The 16123-nt window shown below is 71.8% G+C and carries 17 protein-coding genes; 6 read left to right on the forward strand and 11 right to left on the reverse strand.

What is annotated here, in order from left to right; genetic code table 11:
- Positions 1 to 50: 50 nt before the first annotated feature.
- On the reverse strand, positions 51 to 950 hold the full coding sequence (locus ABD298_RS11830; protein ID WP_344300195.1) for a S1C family serine protease: 900 nt from the start codon (positions 948 to 950) through the stop codon (positions 51 to 53).
- Between the two features lie 160 nt (positions 951 to 1110).
- Between ABD298_RS11830 and ABD298_RS11835 the strand changes: the two genes are divergently transcribed.
- Positions 1111 to 1320: a hypothetical protein gene (locus tag ABD298_RS11835; RefSeq protein ID WP_344299909.1), complete on the forward strand. Its 210-nt coding sequence runs from the start codon at positions 1111 to 1113 to the stop codon at positions 1318 to 1320.
- Here the strand turns inward: ABD298_RS11835 and ABD298_RS11840 are convergent.
- From ABD298_RS11840 to ABD298_RS11850, 3 genes are all read right to left on the reverse strand, one after another.
- The gene (locus tag ABD298_RS11840) at positions 1280 to 2131 is read right to left on the reverse strand and encodes a hypothetical protein (protein ID WP_344299910.1); all 852 of its coding nucleotides are present in this window, start codon (positions 2129 to 2131) and stop codon (positions 1280 to 1282) included. The genes ABD298_RS11835 and ABD298_RS11840 overlap by 41 nt on opposite strands.
- Before the next feature lie 99 nt (positions 2132 to 2230).
- Entirely contained in the window at positions 2231 to 3448 is a 1218-nt protein-coding gene (locus ABD298_RS11845) for a flavin-containing monooxygenase (protein ID WP_344299911.1), read from the reverse strand.
- 40 nt (positions 3449 to 3488) lie between these two features.
- Entirely contained in the window at positions 3489 to 3998 is a 510-nt protein-coding gene (locus ABD298_RS11850) for an OsmC family protein (protein WP_344299912.1), read from the reverse strand.
- A 114-nt stretch (positions 3999 to 4112) separates the two neighbouring features.
- Here ABD298_RS11850 and ABD298_RS11855 point away from each other — a divergent pair, with 114 nt between their 5' ends.
- Positions 4113 to 4262, forward strand: coding sequence for a lmo0937 family membrane protein (locus ABD298_RS11855; RefSeq protein WP_208711191.1), 150 nt, complete (start codon positions 4113 to 4115; stop codon positions 4260 to 4262).
- Positions 4263 to 4378: 116 nt separating this feature from the next.
- Here ABD298_RS11855 and ABD298_RS11860 read toward each other — a convergent pair whose 3' ends face one another.
- Genes ABD298_RS11860 through ABD298_RS11870 form a run of 3 tightly spaced genes read right to left on the reverse strand, consistent with a single transcriptional unit; the run spans position 4379 to position 6723 of the window.
- Entirely contained in the window at positions 4379 to 5191 is an 813-nt protein-coding gene (locus ABD298_RS11860) for an HAD family hydrolase (RefSeq protein WP_344300196.1), read from the reverse strand.
- Positions 5192 to 5236: 45 nt separating this feature from the next.
- A complete protein-coding gene (locus ABD298_RS11865; protein ID WP_344299913.1) occupies positions 5237 to 5755 on the reverse strand; it encodes a YbhB/YbcL family Raf kinase inhibitor-like protein in 519 nt (172 codons plus the stop codon).
- Positions 5752 to 6723: a carbohydrate kinase family protein gene (locus ABD298_RS11870; RefSeq protein ID WP_344299915.1), complete on the reverse strand. Its 972-nt coding sequence runs from the start codon at positions 6721 to 6723 to the stop codon at positions 5752 to 5754. The genes ABD298_RS11865 and ABD298_RS11870 overlap by 4 nt, the downstream gene beginning before the upstream one ends.
- A gap of 180 nt (positions 6724 to 6903) precedes the next feature.
- On the opposite strand from ABD298_RS11870, the gene ABD298_RS11875 reads away from it, so the two are divergent.
- Positions 6904 to 8355 carry a sugar porter family MFS transporter gene (locus ABD298_RS11875; protein ID WP_344299917.1) on the forward strand — a complete coding sequence of 484 codons (1452 nt, stop codon included), beginning with the start codon at positions 6904 to 6906 and terminating at the stop codon, positions 8353 to 8355.
- 1 nt (position 8356) lies between these two features.
- Here ABD298_RS11875 and ABD298_RS11880 read toward each other — a convergent pair whose 3' ends face one another.
- Positions 8357 to 8893, reverse strand: a complete 537-nt coding sequence (locus tag ABD298_RS11880) for an META domain-containing protein (RefSeq protein ID WP_344299918.1) — start codon at positions 8891 to 8893, stop codon at positions 8357 to 8359.
- Positions 8890 to 10479: a DUF4389 domain-containing protein gene (locus ABD298_RS11885; protein ID WP_344299919.1), complete on the reverse strand. Its 1590-nt coding sequence runs from the start codon at positions 10477 to 10479 to the stop codon at positions 8890 to 8892. Before ABD298_RS11885 ends, ABD298_RS11880 begins: the two co-directional genes overlap by 4 nt.
- Positions 10480 to 10667: 188 nt before the next feature.
- Between ABD298_RS11885 and ABD298_RS11890 the strand changes: the two genes are divergently transcribed.
- From ABD298_RS11890 to ABD298_RS11900, 3 genes are all read left to right on the forward strand, one after another.
- A complete protein-coding gene (locus ABD298_RS11890) occupies positions 10668 to 11768 on the forward strand; it encodes a GTP pyrophosphokinase (protein ID WP_344299921.1) in 1101 nt (366 codons plus the stop codon).
- Positions 11769 to 11819: 51 nt separating this feature from the next.
- Positions 11820 to 12845, forward strand: a complete 1026-nt coding sequence (locus tag ABD298_RS11895) for a bile acid:sodium symporter family protein (protein ID WP_344299922.1) — start codon at positions 11820 to 11822, stop codon at positions 12843 to 12845.
- Between the two features lie 71 nt (positions 12846 to 12916).
- On the forward strand, positions 12917 to 13375 hold the full coding sequence (locus ABD298_RS11900) for a Dps family protein (protein ID WP_344299923.1): 459 nt from the start codon (positions 12917 to 12919) through the stop codon (positions 13373 to 13375).
- A 95-nt stretch (positions 13376 to 13470) separates the two neighbouring features.
- On the opposite strand, the gene putP is transcribed toward ABD298_RS11900, so the two are convergent.
- Together putP and ABD298_RS11910 are read right to left on the reverse strand one after the other, a co-directional pair.
- Entirely contained in the window at positions 13471 to 14991 is a 1521-nt protein-coding gene (putP, locus tag ABD298_RS11905) for a sodium/proline symporter PutP (protein WP_344299924.1), read from the reverse strand.
- A gap of 116 nt (positions 14992 to 15107) precedes the next feature.
- A complete protein-coding gene (locus tag ABD298_RS11910; protein WP_344299925.1) occupies positions 15108 to 16028 on the reverse strand; it encodes a LysR family transcriptional regulator in 921 nt (306 codons plus the stop codon).
- Positions 16029 to 16123: the final 95 nt, after the last annotated feature.

The following is a 16123-nucleotide window of genomic DNA, read 5'->3' on the forward strand; positions in this document are numbered from 1 at the left end:
GGGCGCCGGGTCCCGCCATCCGGCTCCCCGGGAGCAGCCCCTGCGTGTGGTCAGTCGGCCAGCTCGGTCGGCTCCGCGACGACGTCGACCATCGCCTCTCCGCGCAGCACCGTGATCTCGGTGCGGCGGCCGATCGCCTCCTCGAACATGTGCCGTTGGAGGGACTGGGCATCGGTGAGGGGGGCGCCGTTGATCGCCAGCAGAACGTCGCCGGGGTGGAGGCCGCCCATCGCGGCGGGACTCCCGGTCAGGACTTCGGCCACGCGCAGCGCGCGGCGTCTGCCGGCGCGGGCGGCCCATCGCTCATCGAGCGGGGTCGGCACGCTCACAATTCCGAGGTAGGCGCGCCGCACACGCCCGTCCTCGCGCAGGGAGTGGAGGATGCGCCGGGTGGTGGCGTTGACCGGCACGGCGAGGCCCAGCCCGAACCCTGCGACGGCGGTGTTGATCCCGACAACGCGTCCGCGCGAGTCGGCGAGCGCGCCCCCGGAGTTGCCGGGGTTGAGCGCGGCGTCGGTCTGGATCACGTCCTCGATGAGCCGGGAGGCCGTCCGCCCGCGGGCGGGCATCGACCGTCCCACCGCGCTCACGACACCCGCGGTCACACTCCCCTCGAGCCCCAGCGGGCTCCCGACGGCCACGACGAGCGAACCCACGAGGAGCCGGTCGGCGTCGCCGAACTCGGGCGGCTCGGGGGTCTCCATGCCGGTGCGGAGCACGGCCAGATCGGAGAGTGGGTCCCGGCCCACGACCGCGAAGAGCCCGCTCGAGCCGTCCGCGAACGCCACCTCGCCGTGGGAGAACCGGGCGACGACGTGCGCGTTCGTGACCAAGTGCCCCTCGGCGCTGAGCACGACGGCGGAGCCCGCCCCCCGCTCGGTCCGCACCGACGCGACCCGCGGCGTCAGGTGCCGCGCCACCCGGACGACCACCTCGGAGTAGGCGTCCATCGCCTCGGCGTCCACGGCGCCGGATGTGTCCTCGCTCACAGCAGGGAGAACGACGCCGCCCGCCCTCCGATTCCGGGGTTCTCCTTGGGCGAACGTAGCCTCCGCGACGCGGGGGGCGCACAATGTGAGCGTCGAGTGCACGTCAGAGGAGGAGTTCGAGATGCTGATGCTCGTGTCGGGCCTGCTGTCCCTCGCCGTCTGGATCCTGGGGATGATCATCAACATCGGGCCGGGAATCCACATGTTCCTCGTGGTCGCTGCAGTCCTCGTGCCGATGGGGCTCGTGAAGGTCGCCCACCCCGCGCCGCGTCTGGCCCGTGTCTCCGGGTCTACCGCCCGAAGCGCGCGTCGACTGCGTCGTCGAGGCTGAGCCCGCCGCCGTCGTCGATCGCGCCCAGCAGCAGCCCGAGCAGGGCCGAGGCGAGGAGCGCCCCCGGCCCCTCGCCGTCGTGCGCTCGGTAGCCGATCCCCGCGAGGAGGCGCAGCCCCGCGCCCTCGCCCACCGCCTGGATGAGCGCGGCGACCTGCTCGGCCGTGAGGCCGGGGCGCAGCCGCAGCCCGCGTGGGCCGAGGAACCGTTCCAGGAGGCCGTGCCACGCCTCCCCGAGGGCGGCGTACAGCCCGGCCGCTGCCCCCGCGAGGACGGTGTCGGCCGCGGCCGAGGTCACGGTCAGGAGCTGGAGCCGGTACGAGGGCAGGTCGAGGAAGAGCTCCACGCTCTCGTCGGCGATCCTGCGCACGACGCCGGCGACGTCGCCGTCCGCGGCGGCGAGGTCCTCCGCCCAGCGGTCGATCGCGGACTCCAGCGTCACGCCGCGTGAGACGAGGGCGTAGGAGACGAAGTCGTCCAGGAAGTCCTGCTGTCCGGCCCACCGGTCCCTGAACTTGGCCTCGGTGGGCGCGAGGTCGGGGCAGTCGGCCTGCGCCCTCGCGACGATGCGCGGGCGCGAGACGTAGGAGAGGATCTGCCGGGCGCCCTCTGCCTCGCGGGACCCCGTGAAGGCGTGGTCGGTGAGGGCGAGCCCTGCCTCGAGGAACGCACGGGTGAGGTCCGAATTGGCCAGCCGCGCACGGTTCTTGGCGCGGACCCGGCTCAAGTTGGTCACCGTCCCCGAGAGGTCGAGTCCGGCCAGCGCCGAAGGCTCCGCCGCATGGCCCACGCCCACCGTCTCGGAGCTCATCGCCAGACCCCTCACCAGCGCCGCGGTTGCCGGCGCTTCCCGCCTCGGACAGGGCCAACGCTACCGAGGGCGCACTGCCGGGCAGTAGGGCCGATGGGCCTACAGGCGGGCTGCCTCGGCGAGCCCCCGGGCCACCCGTCCCGCCACCACGGCGGCGTCCCGGCCCACGCCGAACAGGACCGCCGAGGCCCGGGTGCGCATGAAGTGGACACCGCAGAAGTACAGCCCGGGCACCTCCGTGCTCTCGCCGTCGTCGGTGAGCGGAAAGCCCAGCGCATCGCAGGCCGGCGCCTCGATCCAGCTGTAGTCCGGACGGAAGCCGGAGGCGAGCACGACGGCGCCGAGCTCGCCGAGCGGGATCGGCGCCACCGGCTCCGCGGCGAAGGGCGCCGGGACGGGGAGCTCGGGGACCGGGTAGCCCCTCGCGGGCAGCTGCGCCGCGAGGACGTCGCGCAGGTCGGCCCAGCGGGCGTCGCCGAACGCGACGGAGTCGGCGAGGTCGTCGGCGAAGGCGACCACGCCGTCGTCGACAGCGGCGACGTGGCCGGCGAGCTGCACGCCGAGGGCCGCGAGCGTGCGCCAGTTGAGGTCGTGCCCGCCGCGGGCGCCGCTCACGAGGGGGTTGGAGAGCAGGCGCGCCGCCGGCGTCGGGAGGGCGGAGAGCGGCAGGTCGTAGAACGAGGTGCGCGCGAGCCAGGTGACCGTGTCGACGCCGTCGAGCCGACGGGGGATCCAGGGCGCGCGGCCGCACGCGAGGGTGACGTCCCTGCCCGCGAGCCGGAGCTCCTCGGCGATCTGGCAGCCGGACTGGCCGCCACCGACCACCAGGACGGGGCCGTCGGGGAGCTGGTCCGGGGACCGGTAGTCGGCAGAGCGGGTGACGCGGTCGTCTGGGATGCCGGCCAGGGCCTGGGGGCGGTGCTGACGGCGGAACGACCCGGTGCAGACCACCGCGGCGTCGGCCTCCAGCGGGCCCTCCGTGGTGTCCAGGCGGAGCCGCCGGCCTTCCGTGCGCGCGAGGCGCGTGACCTCAACGCCCTCCCGAACCGGTGCCGCCTGTGCGGCGGCGTAGCCCTCGAGGTAGCCGACCACCTCGTGCCGCGGCACGAACCCCTCCGGGTCGTCGCCCTCGTACGGGTTCCCAGGAAGGCCCAGGGACCAGTGCGGGGTGACGAGGGTGAAGGAGTCCCAGCGGTCCCGCCACGCCTGGCCGATCCGGGAGCGTTCGAGGACGGTGTGCTCGATGCCTCGCTGGCCGAGCTCGTGGCTCACCGCGAGGCCCGCCTGCCCCGCGCCCACGACCACCACGGTGGACATGCGGCGATTGTACGGCGGCCGCGGGGCGGGCGGCAGAGGCTCAGAGGCGCTTGACCTCCACAGCCGGCGGGGTCTTGAGGGACTGGCCCACGACGCAGTACCGCTCGGTGGACGTCGCGAGGCGCTCGAGCTGCTCGTCGGTGGCATCGGCGTCGATGATGGCGACGATCCGGACGTTCTGGACTCCGACCTCGGCTTCGCGGTCGACCCCCAGCGTGCCGCGCGCGTCGAACACGCCCTCGGCACGGATCTCGGCCGAGCGGACGGGGATGCTCATGGCCGTGGCGACGCTGCGGAGCGTCACCCCGGCGCAGCCGACGAGGGCTTCCATGAGCATGTCCCCGGAGCACGCGTCGGCGCCGTCACCGCCGGTAGAGGGGTGCAGGCCGGCCCGCACGGGCTCGGACCACGTCTCGACCGTGGCCGTGATCCCGGGCTCGGAGAACGTGCCCGAGGCGTGGACCGCCGCCATGGCGGATTCCGGGGTGTCACGGTACTGCTGCTTCAGGGGCGCCTGGGCGGCGCGGAGTTCGTCTCGGGTGGTGATCATTGACCCATCTTGGCCCGGCGAGGCCGCGAGAGGCCACTTGGATGACAGAAGTTCGGTTTCGCAGGACGGGTGCCGGGGTATTTGAAGACCACAACCCGAGAAAAGGAGTTCACCGTGCTTCTCTGGATCGCTGTCATTCTGTTCGTGCTCTGGCTGCTGGGCTTCATCGCCCTCCCGAGCCTCGGCTGGGTGGTGCACATCCTGATCGTCCTGGCGATCATCGCACTCATCTTCCACTTCGTCAGGGGCCGAAGCACCGTGTAGCAGCGGGGCAGAGCCTCGGGGGACTCACGGCTGGGGACGGAGGACAGGCCCGCATGGGCCCGTGCTCCGTCCCCAGCTGTGTGTCCCGGCCCGGCTGGCCCGCCCTGTTGCCTCGGCTAGCCGGCCCTGCGCAGCCCGCCGAGCTTGCGCTCCAGAACCTGCGCGACGCCGTCGTCCTCGATGCCCGGTGCGTGCAGCTCTGTCGCGGCGAGCGCGTCCGGGTGGCCCGAGGACATCGCGTAGCCCTCGCCCGCCCAGGCGAGCATCTCGACGTCGTTCGGCATGTCCCCGAACGCGACCACCTGGGCAGGGGCGATCCCCAGCGCGTGAGCGTACTCGGCCAGGGTGACGGCCTTGTTGACCCCGAGCGGGGCCATCTCGAGCATCGTCATGTCCACGGCGGAATGGGTGATGGACACGAGGTGCGCCACGTGCGGGGCCACCACGCGCAGGTACTCGTCGGCGGTGATCCCCTCGATCTTGGCCATGAACTTCACGACCTCGTCGCCGTCAATGAGGTCCTCGAGGTCGCCGTGGCGCACCTCATCGAGGAGCCGCTGGTGCCGCGGCTCCGCGAACGCGGTCTCCATGACGAACTCCGCGGGCGTCTCCGCGGCGAAGGCAGTCTCGGGGAAGAGCCCCCGCACGATCTCGCGGACCTCGAGCACGGTGTCCCTGTGGATCGCCTCGGAGGACACGACGGACATGGTCTCCAGGTCGTACACGAGAGCGCCGTTGGAGCAGATCACCGTGCCGGAGTGCCCAAGCTGCTCGCTCAGCGGGGTGAGCCACCGTGCCGGGCGCCCGGTCACGAACACGAGCTCCACGCCCGCCGCCTCGCACGCATGCAGCGCCTGCACGGTACGGTCGCTGATGCGCCCGTCGCGGCGCAGGATCGTTCCGTCGATGTCGCTGGCCACGAGGCGCATGAGCTGCTCTACCACACCGGCCTTCGCCCGGCCCGAAGCAGCCATTCAGCGCACCTCGAACGTGCAGGTGATGCTCGCCGACGCGAGCTCGTGGTCCCGGATGTCCTTCAGGACGCGGGAGCCGGTGCTGCGCGGGGTCGCAGGCAGCCGCTCCGCGCCCACGGCGTGCACCGTCAGGACGTAGCGGTGCGGGCCTGAGCCCTTCGGCGGCCCGGCGCCCACGAAACCGGCGAACCCGGCGTCGTTCGTGAGCTCGACCGAGCCCACGGGGAGGCCCGCCTCGTCGCCCGACGGCCCCATGCCGTCGGGGGCGCCGCCGGCGCCCTCGGGGAGCTCGTCCACGGCGGCGGGGATGTTCACGACCGCCCAGTGGCAGAATCCGCCGGCGCGCTTCGCGTCCGGGTCCATCACGGTCACGGCGAAGCTGCGGGTGCCCTCGGGCGCCCCCGACCACGACACCTGCGGGGAGAGGTCCTGCCCGTCCAGGCCGAAGTACGCGCTGGCCTGCGACCGCGGCAGCTCGCCGCCGTCGACCAGGTCCTGGCTGGTCACCTCGAACGTCACAGCGCACCTCCCTCGGCCGGTGCGGACGACGGCGCCGGCGCACCGGCCCGGACCTCGGCGCGGTTCGGCGGGTTGGCACCGGGACGGGAGACGGTGACGGCGGCTGCCCGGGCCGCGAACTCGAGGATGCGCTGCAGCTCGCGGACGTCGAGGCGGCGCAACTCGGGGCGCCGCTGCGCGCCGTCGAGCTCGCGGTCCACGATGCCGGAGAGCAGCGCGGCCATGAACGAGTCTCCGGCGCCGACGGTGTCCGCGACGCGCACGCGCGGGGGGTTCGCCTGGGCCTCGCCGGCCCGGCACGCAGCCCAGGGGCCGTCGGCGCCGCGGGTCACGACGACGATGGCAGGCCCCTCGGGGGCACCCAGCGTGAGCCACCGGCGGGCCGACTCGAGCGGGTCGACCCCCGGGTAGAGCCAGGCGAGGTCCTCGTCGGAGGCCTTGACGACGTCGGCCAGCGCGACGAAGCGCTCGACGCGCCCGCGCACCACGTCGGGATCGCTCGTGATGGTGGGGCGGCAGTTCGGGTCGAAGCCGATGGTTGCGCGCGGCCGGGCCCGCTCGACGACGTGCAGCACCTGGTCGGCGCCCGGCTCTAGGACCGCGGCGATCGAGCCGGTGTGGACCAGCGTGGTGGCGGAGAGGAGCGTGTCGAGGCGGTCCCGCAGGTCGGGCAGGTGCCAGTCGAGGTCGAAGTGGTAGCTCGCGGCTCCGTGGTGGTCGAGCTGGGCCGTGGCGACCGATGTCGGGGCGGTGTCCGCCGGGAGCGGGACCAGGACGCCGGAGCCCTTGAGGTGCTCGGTGAGCATGCGGCCGTGGGCATCGTCGCCGTAGCGGCCGATGAACTGGACAGGGTGGTCGAGCCGGGCCAGGCCGATCGCCACGTTCAGGGGGCTGCCGCCGGGATGGGACTCGGTCCCCGAGGGGCGGCGGACGACGTCGATGAGGCCCTCGCCGATGACTGTCAGCATGGCCTTACGGTAGCAGTCCGGCCTTCGGCGGCGCTCCGGCCCAGTGCCGGCCCGGTCGCGGACGCACGCCCCTCATGACGTGATTGTGAATATGACCTTACATTCTTACTTTTAGTCGGCTATTCTCGTTCGTGAGACGCGGGTCACGCACCCCCGCAGCCATCCGACAAAGGAGTCCTGATGTCCTCCCACCCGGCCGCGCACCGCTCGTCGGCGCCGTCGACCCTCCCGCCGCTCACCTCCGGGCCGCACACGAGGCGCCTCGGGCTGGTCGCCCTGGTCGCGACCTTCGGCGGCCTGCTCTTCGGGTACGACACCGGCGTGATCAACGGCGCCCTGAGCCCTATGTCCGCCGAGCTCGGGCTGACAGCCTTCACCGAGGGCGTCGTCACCAGCTCGCTCGTCTTCGCCGCTGCCCTCGGCGCGATGGGTGGCGGCCGCCTCTCCGACGGCTGGGGACGCCGCAGGACGATCATCCTGCTCGCAGTCCTGTTCTTCGTCGGCACGCTCACGGTGGTGTTCACGCCCAACTTCGCGGTGCTCGTGATCGGCCGTGTCCTCCTCGGCCTTGCGGTCGGCGGCGCGTCCACGGTGGTGCCGGTCTTCCTCGCCGAACTCGCGCCGTACGAGATCCGCGGCTCGGTTGCTGGCCGCAACGAGCTTGCCATCGTCGTGGGCCAGCTCGCGGCCTTCGTCGTCAACGCCATCATCGGCAATGTCTACGGCCACATCGAGGGCGTCTGGCGCATCATGTTCGCCATCTGCGCCCTGCCGGCGATCGCCCTCTTCTTCGGCATGCTGCGCATGCCCGAGTCCCCCCGCTGGCTGGTCGAGAAGGGCCGCCACGAGGACGCCCTGTCGGTGCTGCGCACCGTCCGCTCCGAGGACCGCGCCCGGGCCGAGCTCGCGGACGTCGAGCACGTCGCCAAGGAAGAGCTCGAGAGCCACCAGATCGGCTGGCGCGCAATCTTCTCCAACAGGAACCTGCTCCGCATCCTCCTGATCGGCATCGGGCTCGGCGTGGCGCAGCAGCTGACCGGAATCAACTCGATCATGTACTACGGCCAGACCGTGCTCAAGGAGTCCGGCTTCAGCGAGAGCGGCGCGCTCATCGCGAACATCGCGCCCGGCGTGATCGCGGTGGTCGGCGGCGTCATCGGCCTCTCGCTCATGGACCGCCTCGACCGCCGCAGGACGTTCATCACCGGGCTGTCCCTGACCACCGTGTGCCACGTGCTGATCGGCGTCGCCTCGATGGCGCTGCCAGCGGACAGCCCCGCCCGGCCGTTCGTCATCCTGTTCCTCGTCGTCGCGTTCGTCGGCTCGATGCAGACCTTCCTCAACATCGCCGTCTGGGTGTACCTCTCCGAGGTCTTCCCACTGCACATGCGCGGGATCGGCACGGGCGTCTCAATCTTCATGCTCTGGGTCGTGAACGGCTTCCTCTCCCTCTACTTCCCCTCGCTCGTGCAGGCCACCGGGATCACGGGGACGTTCTTCCTCTTCGCAGCCGTCGGCGCGCTCGCGCTGCTCTTCGTGATCACCCAGGTCCCGGAGACGCGCGGCCGGACCCTCGAGGCCCTCGAGGAGGACGTCACGACCGGCGCGATCTACGTGGTCACCAGGAAGTAGCTCAGCTGCGGAACACGACCGTGCCGCGGGCGCTGGTCCAGGTGAGCGTCGCGCCGTCGTAGGTGTAGGGAACGGGCGCTCCGATGAGGTTCCACGTCCAGTGCTCGTACGCAGCGGCCGGCTCGGAGCAGCCCTTCGCGGAGACGGCGAGGCGGGTGACCGTGAGTGCCGACCCGTCGAGTGACGCCAGTCCGTCCCCGACGTTGCACGGGGTCTTCAGGCGGGCGTGCACCTGGCCGTCAACCTCCTCAAGCCGGAAGGCCAGCGGGTCGGTGCCGACCCACGCCAGGGGGCCGCTCGCATCGCTGCCGGACACGGACACGAAGTCCACGCAGGCGGGCAGCCCGCCCACCGGGTCGCACGTGATGCTCGGGGTGCGCGGGGTGGATGGCTCGCCCAGGTTCGGCAATGCGCTCGGCGCGGACGACGACGGCGGGCTGGGTTCCGCCGTCGGCCGCGCCACGTACCCCGCGCCGCAGCCGGCCAGGAGCATCGCCGCGGCGGCACCGGAGGTGAGTGCCGCCGTCGTGCGTCTCATGCGGGCGGCGGCCCGGGCTGCTCGCCGGAGCCGGACGGGGGCGGCGGGCCCGGCGGGCCTGGCGGGCCTGGCGGCACCGGCGGGACCGGCCCGGTGGGCACCTTCGCGGGCGGATCGACGGCCCCCTGGTCGAGGCGGAAGGGCGGGTAGTCGTCCCGGAGGAGGAGCGCGTAGGCGCCGACTCTGGTGAGCCAGCGGTTGATGCCCATGACGAAGTCGAAGATCCCCTGCTGGTAGCGCCCGGTGAACAGGAGGATGACCGCGGTGATGAGCACCAGGAGGCCGAGCAGCGAGAATCCGCCGCCTCCCGCCCACCGGCCGTCCGCGTCCCACCACACCCCGGCTCCCCTGCTGCCGGCGCTGCCGGTCAGCGCGGCGACGATCAGGAGCTGCGGGAGCACCAGGAGCCACCACTTCACGAGCACGAGCCCGCGGGACAGCCGCTCCGGGTAGGCGACGTCGAGGTCCGCGGGGTACGGGGCGGAGGCCAGAGTGAAGGGCGGGTAGCGGTCGGTGCCGAGGGCGGCGTAGGCGTAGAAGCCGACGCGCCAGGTCCACCGCAGCACCCCCACGCTGAACGTGAACAGCGAGCGCGGGTAGCGGCCGGTGAACAGGATCGCGATGCCGGCGGCGATCGTGGTGACGAAGAGCGCCGGCCAGAGGATGCCGAGCACGATGGCATGGGGGATCACGAGGAGCCACTTGACGAGCCACAGTCCGCGGGACAGCGGGGGATCGAGGAAGCCGGTGAAGAGCACCGGGTAGCCCGGCGTCCCCGGACCCGCAGCGCGGCTGGCGAGGCCGATGTCGCGTCCCATGCCCGCCGCGCCGAACAGCAGCAGCGGCACGCCCACGACGAGGCCGACCAGGCCCCCTGCCAGGAGGCCGCCTCCGAGCGGGCCGAGGAGGTGGGACCGCACGCCGAACTGGACGTCCGCCCAGAGGGGCCGGACCGAGTTCGCGTTCATCACCACGAGGGTCCACTCGCCCTCGCGCAGGTCGAAGGCCAGCTGTTGGGTGCCGGCACCGGAGGCGGAGGCTGCCCAGAACGTCTGCTGGGCCGGGGCCGCCGGAGTCTGGCTGCCGGCGGTGGGCCGCAGGTCGTCTGCCGCGGACGAGGTCACGCGCGGACTCCGGAATCCGCCGGCCCACCATGAGACGTCGCTGAGAGAGGCCTGCGGGACGTCCTTGAGGTAGGCGGCGACTTGGGCGGCGTCGCCGATGCCCACGAAGACCTCCTGGCCCGGGACCACCGGCGTCACGCGCACCTGCAGGCCCGCGAGGTCACCGAGCGATGACACGCCGGGGATCCCGGAGACCGCTGCGCCGCCAAAGTCGATGCGGGCGGACCGGGAGACCAGCGCGTAGCCGGTCGTGCGCAGCCGCTCCTGCTGCGACACGAGGTACCGGCCGTCGTGCTGGGCCGCGTCGCTCGCGAGGAGGCCGCTCCCTGCGAGCGTCAGCCCGGCGCCGGCAGCGGCGAGCAGCACGCCGAGGACGAGCAGGATCCAGTGCCCCGGCTTCATGCGGTACACCGGCCGACCGGAATACGGATAGGCATTGGCGGGTGCTGCTGGAGCGGCCATGGGAATCCCTCGTCCTGGGGGTGGGGCCCGGGCGGCGCGGAGTGAGCGCGCCGCAGCCCCGTGTACCCACTGTCGGACGGGCAGAGCCGGTCGCCTAGGGGCTAAAGCCACGGGTGGGTTGGCCTCGGCACGGTGGGCGCCGGGCCTTGACACGAACGGTGTCGGCCCCGGTTGCTACCGTTCTTCCCATGGCCACGAACTACGACCGGCTCGACGCCGGCCAGCGCGCAATCGTCGACGCGTCCGTCACGACGTACGAGCGCGTGAGGCCCGAGCTGAAGAACGTCACGAGGGACGTCCTGTACACCCTGCGCGACATCTTCAAGGAGGCCGACGTGACGCCGCTCTTCGTCACCGGCCGGACCAAGACGGTCGAGTCGTTCAGGCAGAAGATCTCCCGCCTCGACCCGCCGGCCGAGCCGGGGGGCGAGCCCACCCTGAAGTTCCCGGACCCCTTCCGCACGCTCAACGACATGGTCGGGGTCCGCGTCATCACGAAGCTCCCCAGCGAGAACGCGGTCGTGGCGAACCTGGTCAAGCGCCAGCGGCAGATCTTCGACTGCCGCGGTGACCGGGAGAAGGCCATCGGCTCGATCGAATCCGGCACCTACGGGTACTCCAGCCGGCACCTGATCCTGAGGACGCTCCAGAACGACGCCGTCCGGGCCTACCAGGCGGTCTTCAACCCGGAGCTGCCGGCCAACGGGTCCTACTTCTTCGAGTGCCAGATCCGCACGATCTTCGCCCACGCGTGGAGCGAGATCGAGCACGACATCCGCTTCAAGAGCCAGGATCCGCGCGCCTGGAGCCCGCAGTTCGACCGGCAGTTCACGGCCACCGCGGCGATGCTCGAGGTGGTCGAGAAGGAGTTCGCCGAGCTGCACGAGCGGTACGAGACAGTCGTGAGCTACTGGGACGCGGCCGGCGAGGGCGGCAGCCCCCTGACCCCGGACCGCATCCGCGAGGTGTGGCTGACCCTCCTGCCCCACGTGGACCGCAAAGTCGACGACGACTGGGGCTGGGCAGCCGAACTCCTCGCCGCGCACGGGCTGACCGAGACGCGGCAGCTCGTCGAGCTGCTCGACGCCGAACGCATCACGGACGTCCGCAAGGCCCTCGACCACCGGTACTCCCCCGGCCCCGACCGGCTCCTGGACGACCTGCTCCTGTGGCGGTTCGGTCCGGAGCACATCGACCTCACCGCGGAGCCGGCCGACGCCGACGCCCACCCGCGGCGCGACTCGCTCCTGCGCCGGCTCAAGCAGATCGAGCGCTACCGGCTCACCTGACCGGCGCGGCCGGCTGGCATCTGTTAGGTGCCCGATGCAACGATAGGGTGCGTGACCCCTTCGCACACTGAACAGACCAGCCATGCCCCCGCGCCCACGGCCGCAGACCGCGACGCGAAGCTCGCGGTCACGGTCTTCCCCGCGCTCGTGATCGTCGCGGGCCTCATCGGCTTCCTGGCGCCGGACGCCATCAAGACGGCCGCCCCGTCCGTGCCGTACCTCCTGGGCGTCATCATGTTCTGCATGGGGCTCACGCTCACGCCGCCGGACTTCGCGTCGGTCGCGAAGCGGCCGTGGGCCGTGGCGCTCGGGCTGGTCGCCCACTACGTGATCATGCCCGGCGCCGGCTGGGGGATTGCCATGGCGCTGCAGCTCCCGCCCGAGCTTGCCGTCGGCGTCATCCTCGTCGGCTGCGCGCCGTCGGGCACGGCGTCGAACGTCATGGCCTATCTCGCGAAGGGCGACGTCGCGCTGTCCGTCGCCGTAGCCACGGTCTCCACGCTGGTCGCACCCCTCGTCACCCCCGCCCTCACGCTCCTGCTCGCGGGGTCCCTCCTGGACGTCGACGCCGGCGGGATGATCCTGGACATCGTCAAGACCGTGCTCATCCCCGTGGTCCTCGGCCTCGCCGTGCGCCTGTTCCTCAAGAAGGCCGTGGCGAAGGTCCTGCCCGCGCTGCCGTGGATCTCGGCCCTGGTCATCGCCGCGATCGTGGCGATCGTGGTCGCGGGATCGGCGTCGAAGCTGGTCGCCGCGGGCGGGATCGTGCTGCTCGCCGTCGTGCTCCACAACGGGTTCGGGCTCGGGCTCGGATACCTCGCGGGCAAGGTCGGCCGGCTCGACCACAAGGCCCGCCGCGCCCTCGCGTTCGAGGTCGGCATGCAGAACTCCGGCCTCGCGGCGACCCTCGCGGCCGCGCACTTCACGCCGCTCGCAGCGCTGCCGTCCGCGGTGTTCTCGGTGTGGCACAACCTCTCCGGCGCGGTCGTGGCCGCGTGGCTCGCGCGCCGCCCCCTGCCCGAGGAGTCCATGCAGGCCAAGGCCGCCACGCAGTCCAACCGGGCCGCCCAAGGGTAGCCCGCCTCACTTTTGACTGCCGCGCGGGCCGGGTAGGGACAGTGCACAACCCCGAGGGAAAGGACTGACCCATGAAGGCTTCCGAGGAACTCGCCAAGGGCCTGCAGGCCGTGCTCGTGGACCTCATCGACCTGTCGCTGGTCGGCAAGCAGGCCCACTGGAACATCGTCGGCCCGAACTTCCGCGACCTGCACCTCCAGCTCGACGAGGTGGTCGCGGCGGCACGCCTGCACACCGACACGATCGCCGAGCGCATGCGCGCGCTGCACGCCGTCCCGGACGGCCGCTCGGAGACCATCGCCAAGACGAGCTCCCTCGCGGATGCCGAGGAGGGCCTCATCACGACCGGCCAGGCGGTGGACGCCATCGTCGCCGCCCTCGACAAGACCGTCGCGACCGTGCGCGGCATCTACGACGCCGTCGAGAAAGCCGACGCGGCCACGACCGACGAGCTCAACCAGATCATCCTCCAGCTCGAGCAGTTCTCCTGGATGATCGGCGCGGAGAAGATGAAGCCCACGAAGGCGTAGCCTCGCGCCCCGCACCACGGTCCCACGCATGACGCCGGCCGTCGCCTCCCCCAGGCGACCGGGCCGGCGTCGTGCGGGTGGTGCCCCCTGCGGCGTCAGCGCGCAGTGGCTGCGGCGGCCTCCTTGACGCCCACCTCGCGCTCCATGGCCTCGAACTCGGCGTCCACGTCCTCGTGCGGCCGGGTGAGCCGCGAGACGACCACGGCGACGAGGATGTTGAGCAGGAAACCCGGGACAATCTCGTACATCGCCTTGTGCAGGACCGCGATGTTGCCCCACACGAACACCGTCACAGCCCCCGTGATGAGGCCCGCGAACGCGCCCGCCGCGGTGAGGCGGCGCCAGTACAGGCTGAGCAGGACGACCGGGCCGAAGGCGGCGCCGAACCCGGCCCAGGCGAAGGAGACGAGGTCCAGGATCTTCGAGTCGGAGTCGAGGGCCAGGAGGGCTGCGACGAGCGCGACCAGCAGGACGCCGAGCCGTCCGAGGGCCAGCTGGGCCTTGGGGGACGCCGTGCGGCCCACGATGTTGTACAGGTCTTCGACGAGCGCGGACGAGCAGACGATGAGCTGGCTGGACATCGTGGACATGATGGCGGCGAGGACCGCGGCGAGGACGAGACCCGCGACGAACGGGTGGAAGAAGATCTGGCTCAGGATGAGGAACACCGTCTCCGGGTCCTTGAGCGCGCGCTCAGGGCTGCCGGCGAAGTAGGCGATGCCGATGAGGGCCGTGCCGATCGCGCCCAGCGCGGTGAGGACCATCCACGTGGTGCTGACGCGCCGGCCGATGCGCGCCTCGCCCGGGGTGCGCAGCGCCATGAAGCGGACGATGATGTGCGGCTGGCCGAAGTAGCCCAGCCCCCACGCGGCGGTCGAGAAGATCGCGAGGCCCCAGAGGAGGCCGCCCTTGTCCTGGAGGCCGGCGAAGAGGTCGAGCGCCTCGGGGTTGACGGACTGCATCGTCGTCACCGCCCCGCCGAGGTCGCCCATGTTGAGCACGACGACGATCGGCACGGCGATGAGCGCCACGAACATGAGCAGGCCCTGGGCGACGTCAGTGAGTGTCGCGCCGAGGAAGCCGCCGAAGAGCGTGTACAGGAGGGTGATGCCGGCGACGACGAGCATCCCAGACAGGTACGGCCAGCCGAACGAGCTCACGAAGAACTTGCCCGCGGCGACCATGCCGGAGGAGACATAGAAGGTGAAGAAGACGAGGATCACGAGGGCGGCGGCGATCCGCAGCAGGTGCGAGTGGTCCTTGAGGCGTTTCTCGAAGAAGCTCGGGATGGTGATCGCGTTGTCCGAGATCTCGGTGTACGCGCGCAGCCGGGGGGCGACGAACTTCCAGTTGAGCCACGCGCCGATCGTCAGGCCGATGGCGATCCATGCCTCGATCAGCCCCGAGGCATAGATCGCGCCCGGCAGGCCCATGAGGAGCCATCCGGACATGTCCGCCGCGTTGGCGGACAGGGCGGCGACCGAGGGGCGGAGGCCGCGCTCGGCGAGCATGTAGCCGTCGATGCTCGTCGTTCGACGGTAGGCGTAGTAGCCGATGCCCAGCATCGCGGCGAGGTACACCGCGATGGCAATCAGCTGGAAGGTCTGCTCAGTCATGCTGTATGTCTTCCTCCGGATGGCATGGCGCCGCAGGGTGCGAGACGCCGGGGACAGGGTCAAGTGTTGCAGCGGCCGCAGGGCCACGCGGCGCCGTTACCGCTTTGAGATGCAGATCACGTGGCCGGCGGCCCGGCGAGGCGGTGCGCCGTCTCCTCGAGCGCGCGGCGGACGGCGAGCATCACGGGGTGCTGCGAACTCGAGGACCGCATGGCCGTGAACACGGTCCGCTGGGGCGTCCCCTCGAGCATCACGAGGCGCGCGGCCGGCGTCCTCCCCACCCACACCAGATCCGGCAGCAGGGCCACGGCGTTGCCCGACTCGACGAGGCGCACGTGGGCCTGGAGGTCGGCCGTCTCGTAGCGGACGTCGGGCTCGAATCCGGCGGACCGGCAGGCCTGCTCCGCCCAGTGGCGCGACGCCGCGCCGTGGGGTTCCATGACCCATGGCACGCGGGCGGCGTCGGGGAGCCGCCGCACGGCGTCGAACTCGGCCCCGGAGCTGCGCGGAGGGAGGGCGAGGCGGATGGCGTCCCGGGTCAGGCCCTGGCGGTCGAGGCCCTCGTAGTGGGGCGCCGCGTGGTGCGGGTACTGCTCGGCGACGACGAGGTCGAAGCTGCGCGCCCAGGTCTCCCGCAGGGCGGTCTCGGGCTCGTGCTGGACCATCTCCACGCGCAGCGCCGGGTGCTGCTGCCGCAGCGTCCGCAGGGCCGCCGGCATGAGGGCGAGCGCGGCTGTCTGGAACACGGCAAGCCGCACTGTTCCGCTGACCTCGCTCTGGCTCGCGGCGAGCGCGGCCTCCGTGCGCTCGAACGAGTCGAGGAGTTCCTCCGTGTGGGCGACGAGGACCTGCGCCTGCGGGGTGAGCAGCACCCCCCGACCGGACTTGCGCAGGAGCTCGACCCCCGTCTCCTTCTCGAGGAGGGCGAGCTGCTGGGACACCGAGGACGGGCTGTAGGCGAGAGCCTCGGCGACCTCGGCCAGCGTGCCGCGGATGCTCAGCTCCCGCAGCAGCCTCAGCCGGCGAATTTCGAGCATGGGAAACCTTCCGGATCATTCACTTCTGCTCACCATTATCCATCACGAAAGATCGCTTTTGCTTCCGTAAGGACCGTCACATACTGGAGCCAGCA

This window comes from Sinomonas flava, assembly GCF_039531875.1.
GTDB classification, from domain to species: domain Bacteria; phylum Actinomycetota; class Actinomycetes; order Actinomycetales; family Micrococcaceae; genus Sinomonas; species Sinomonas flava.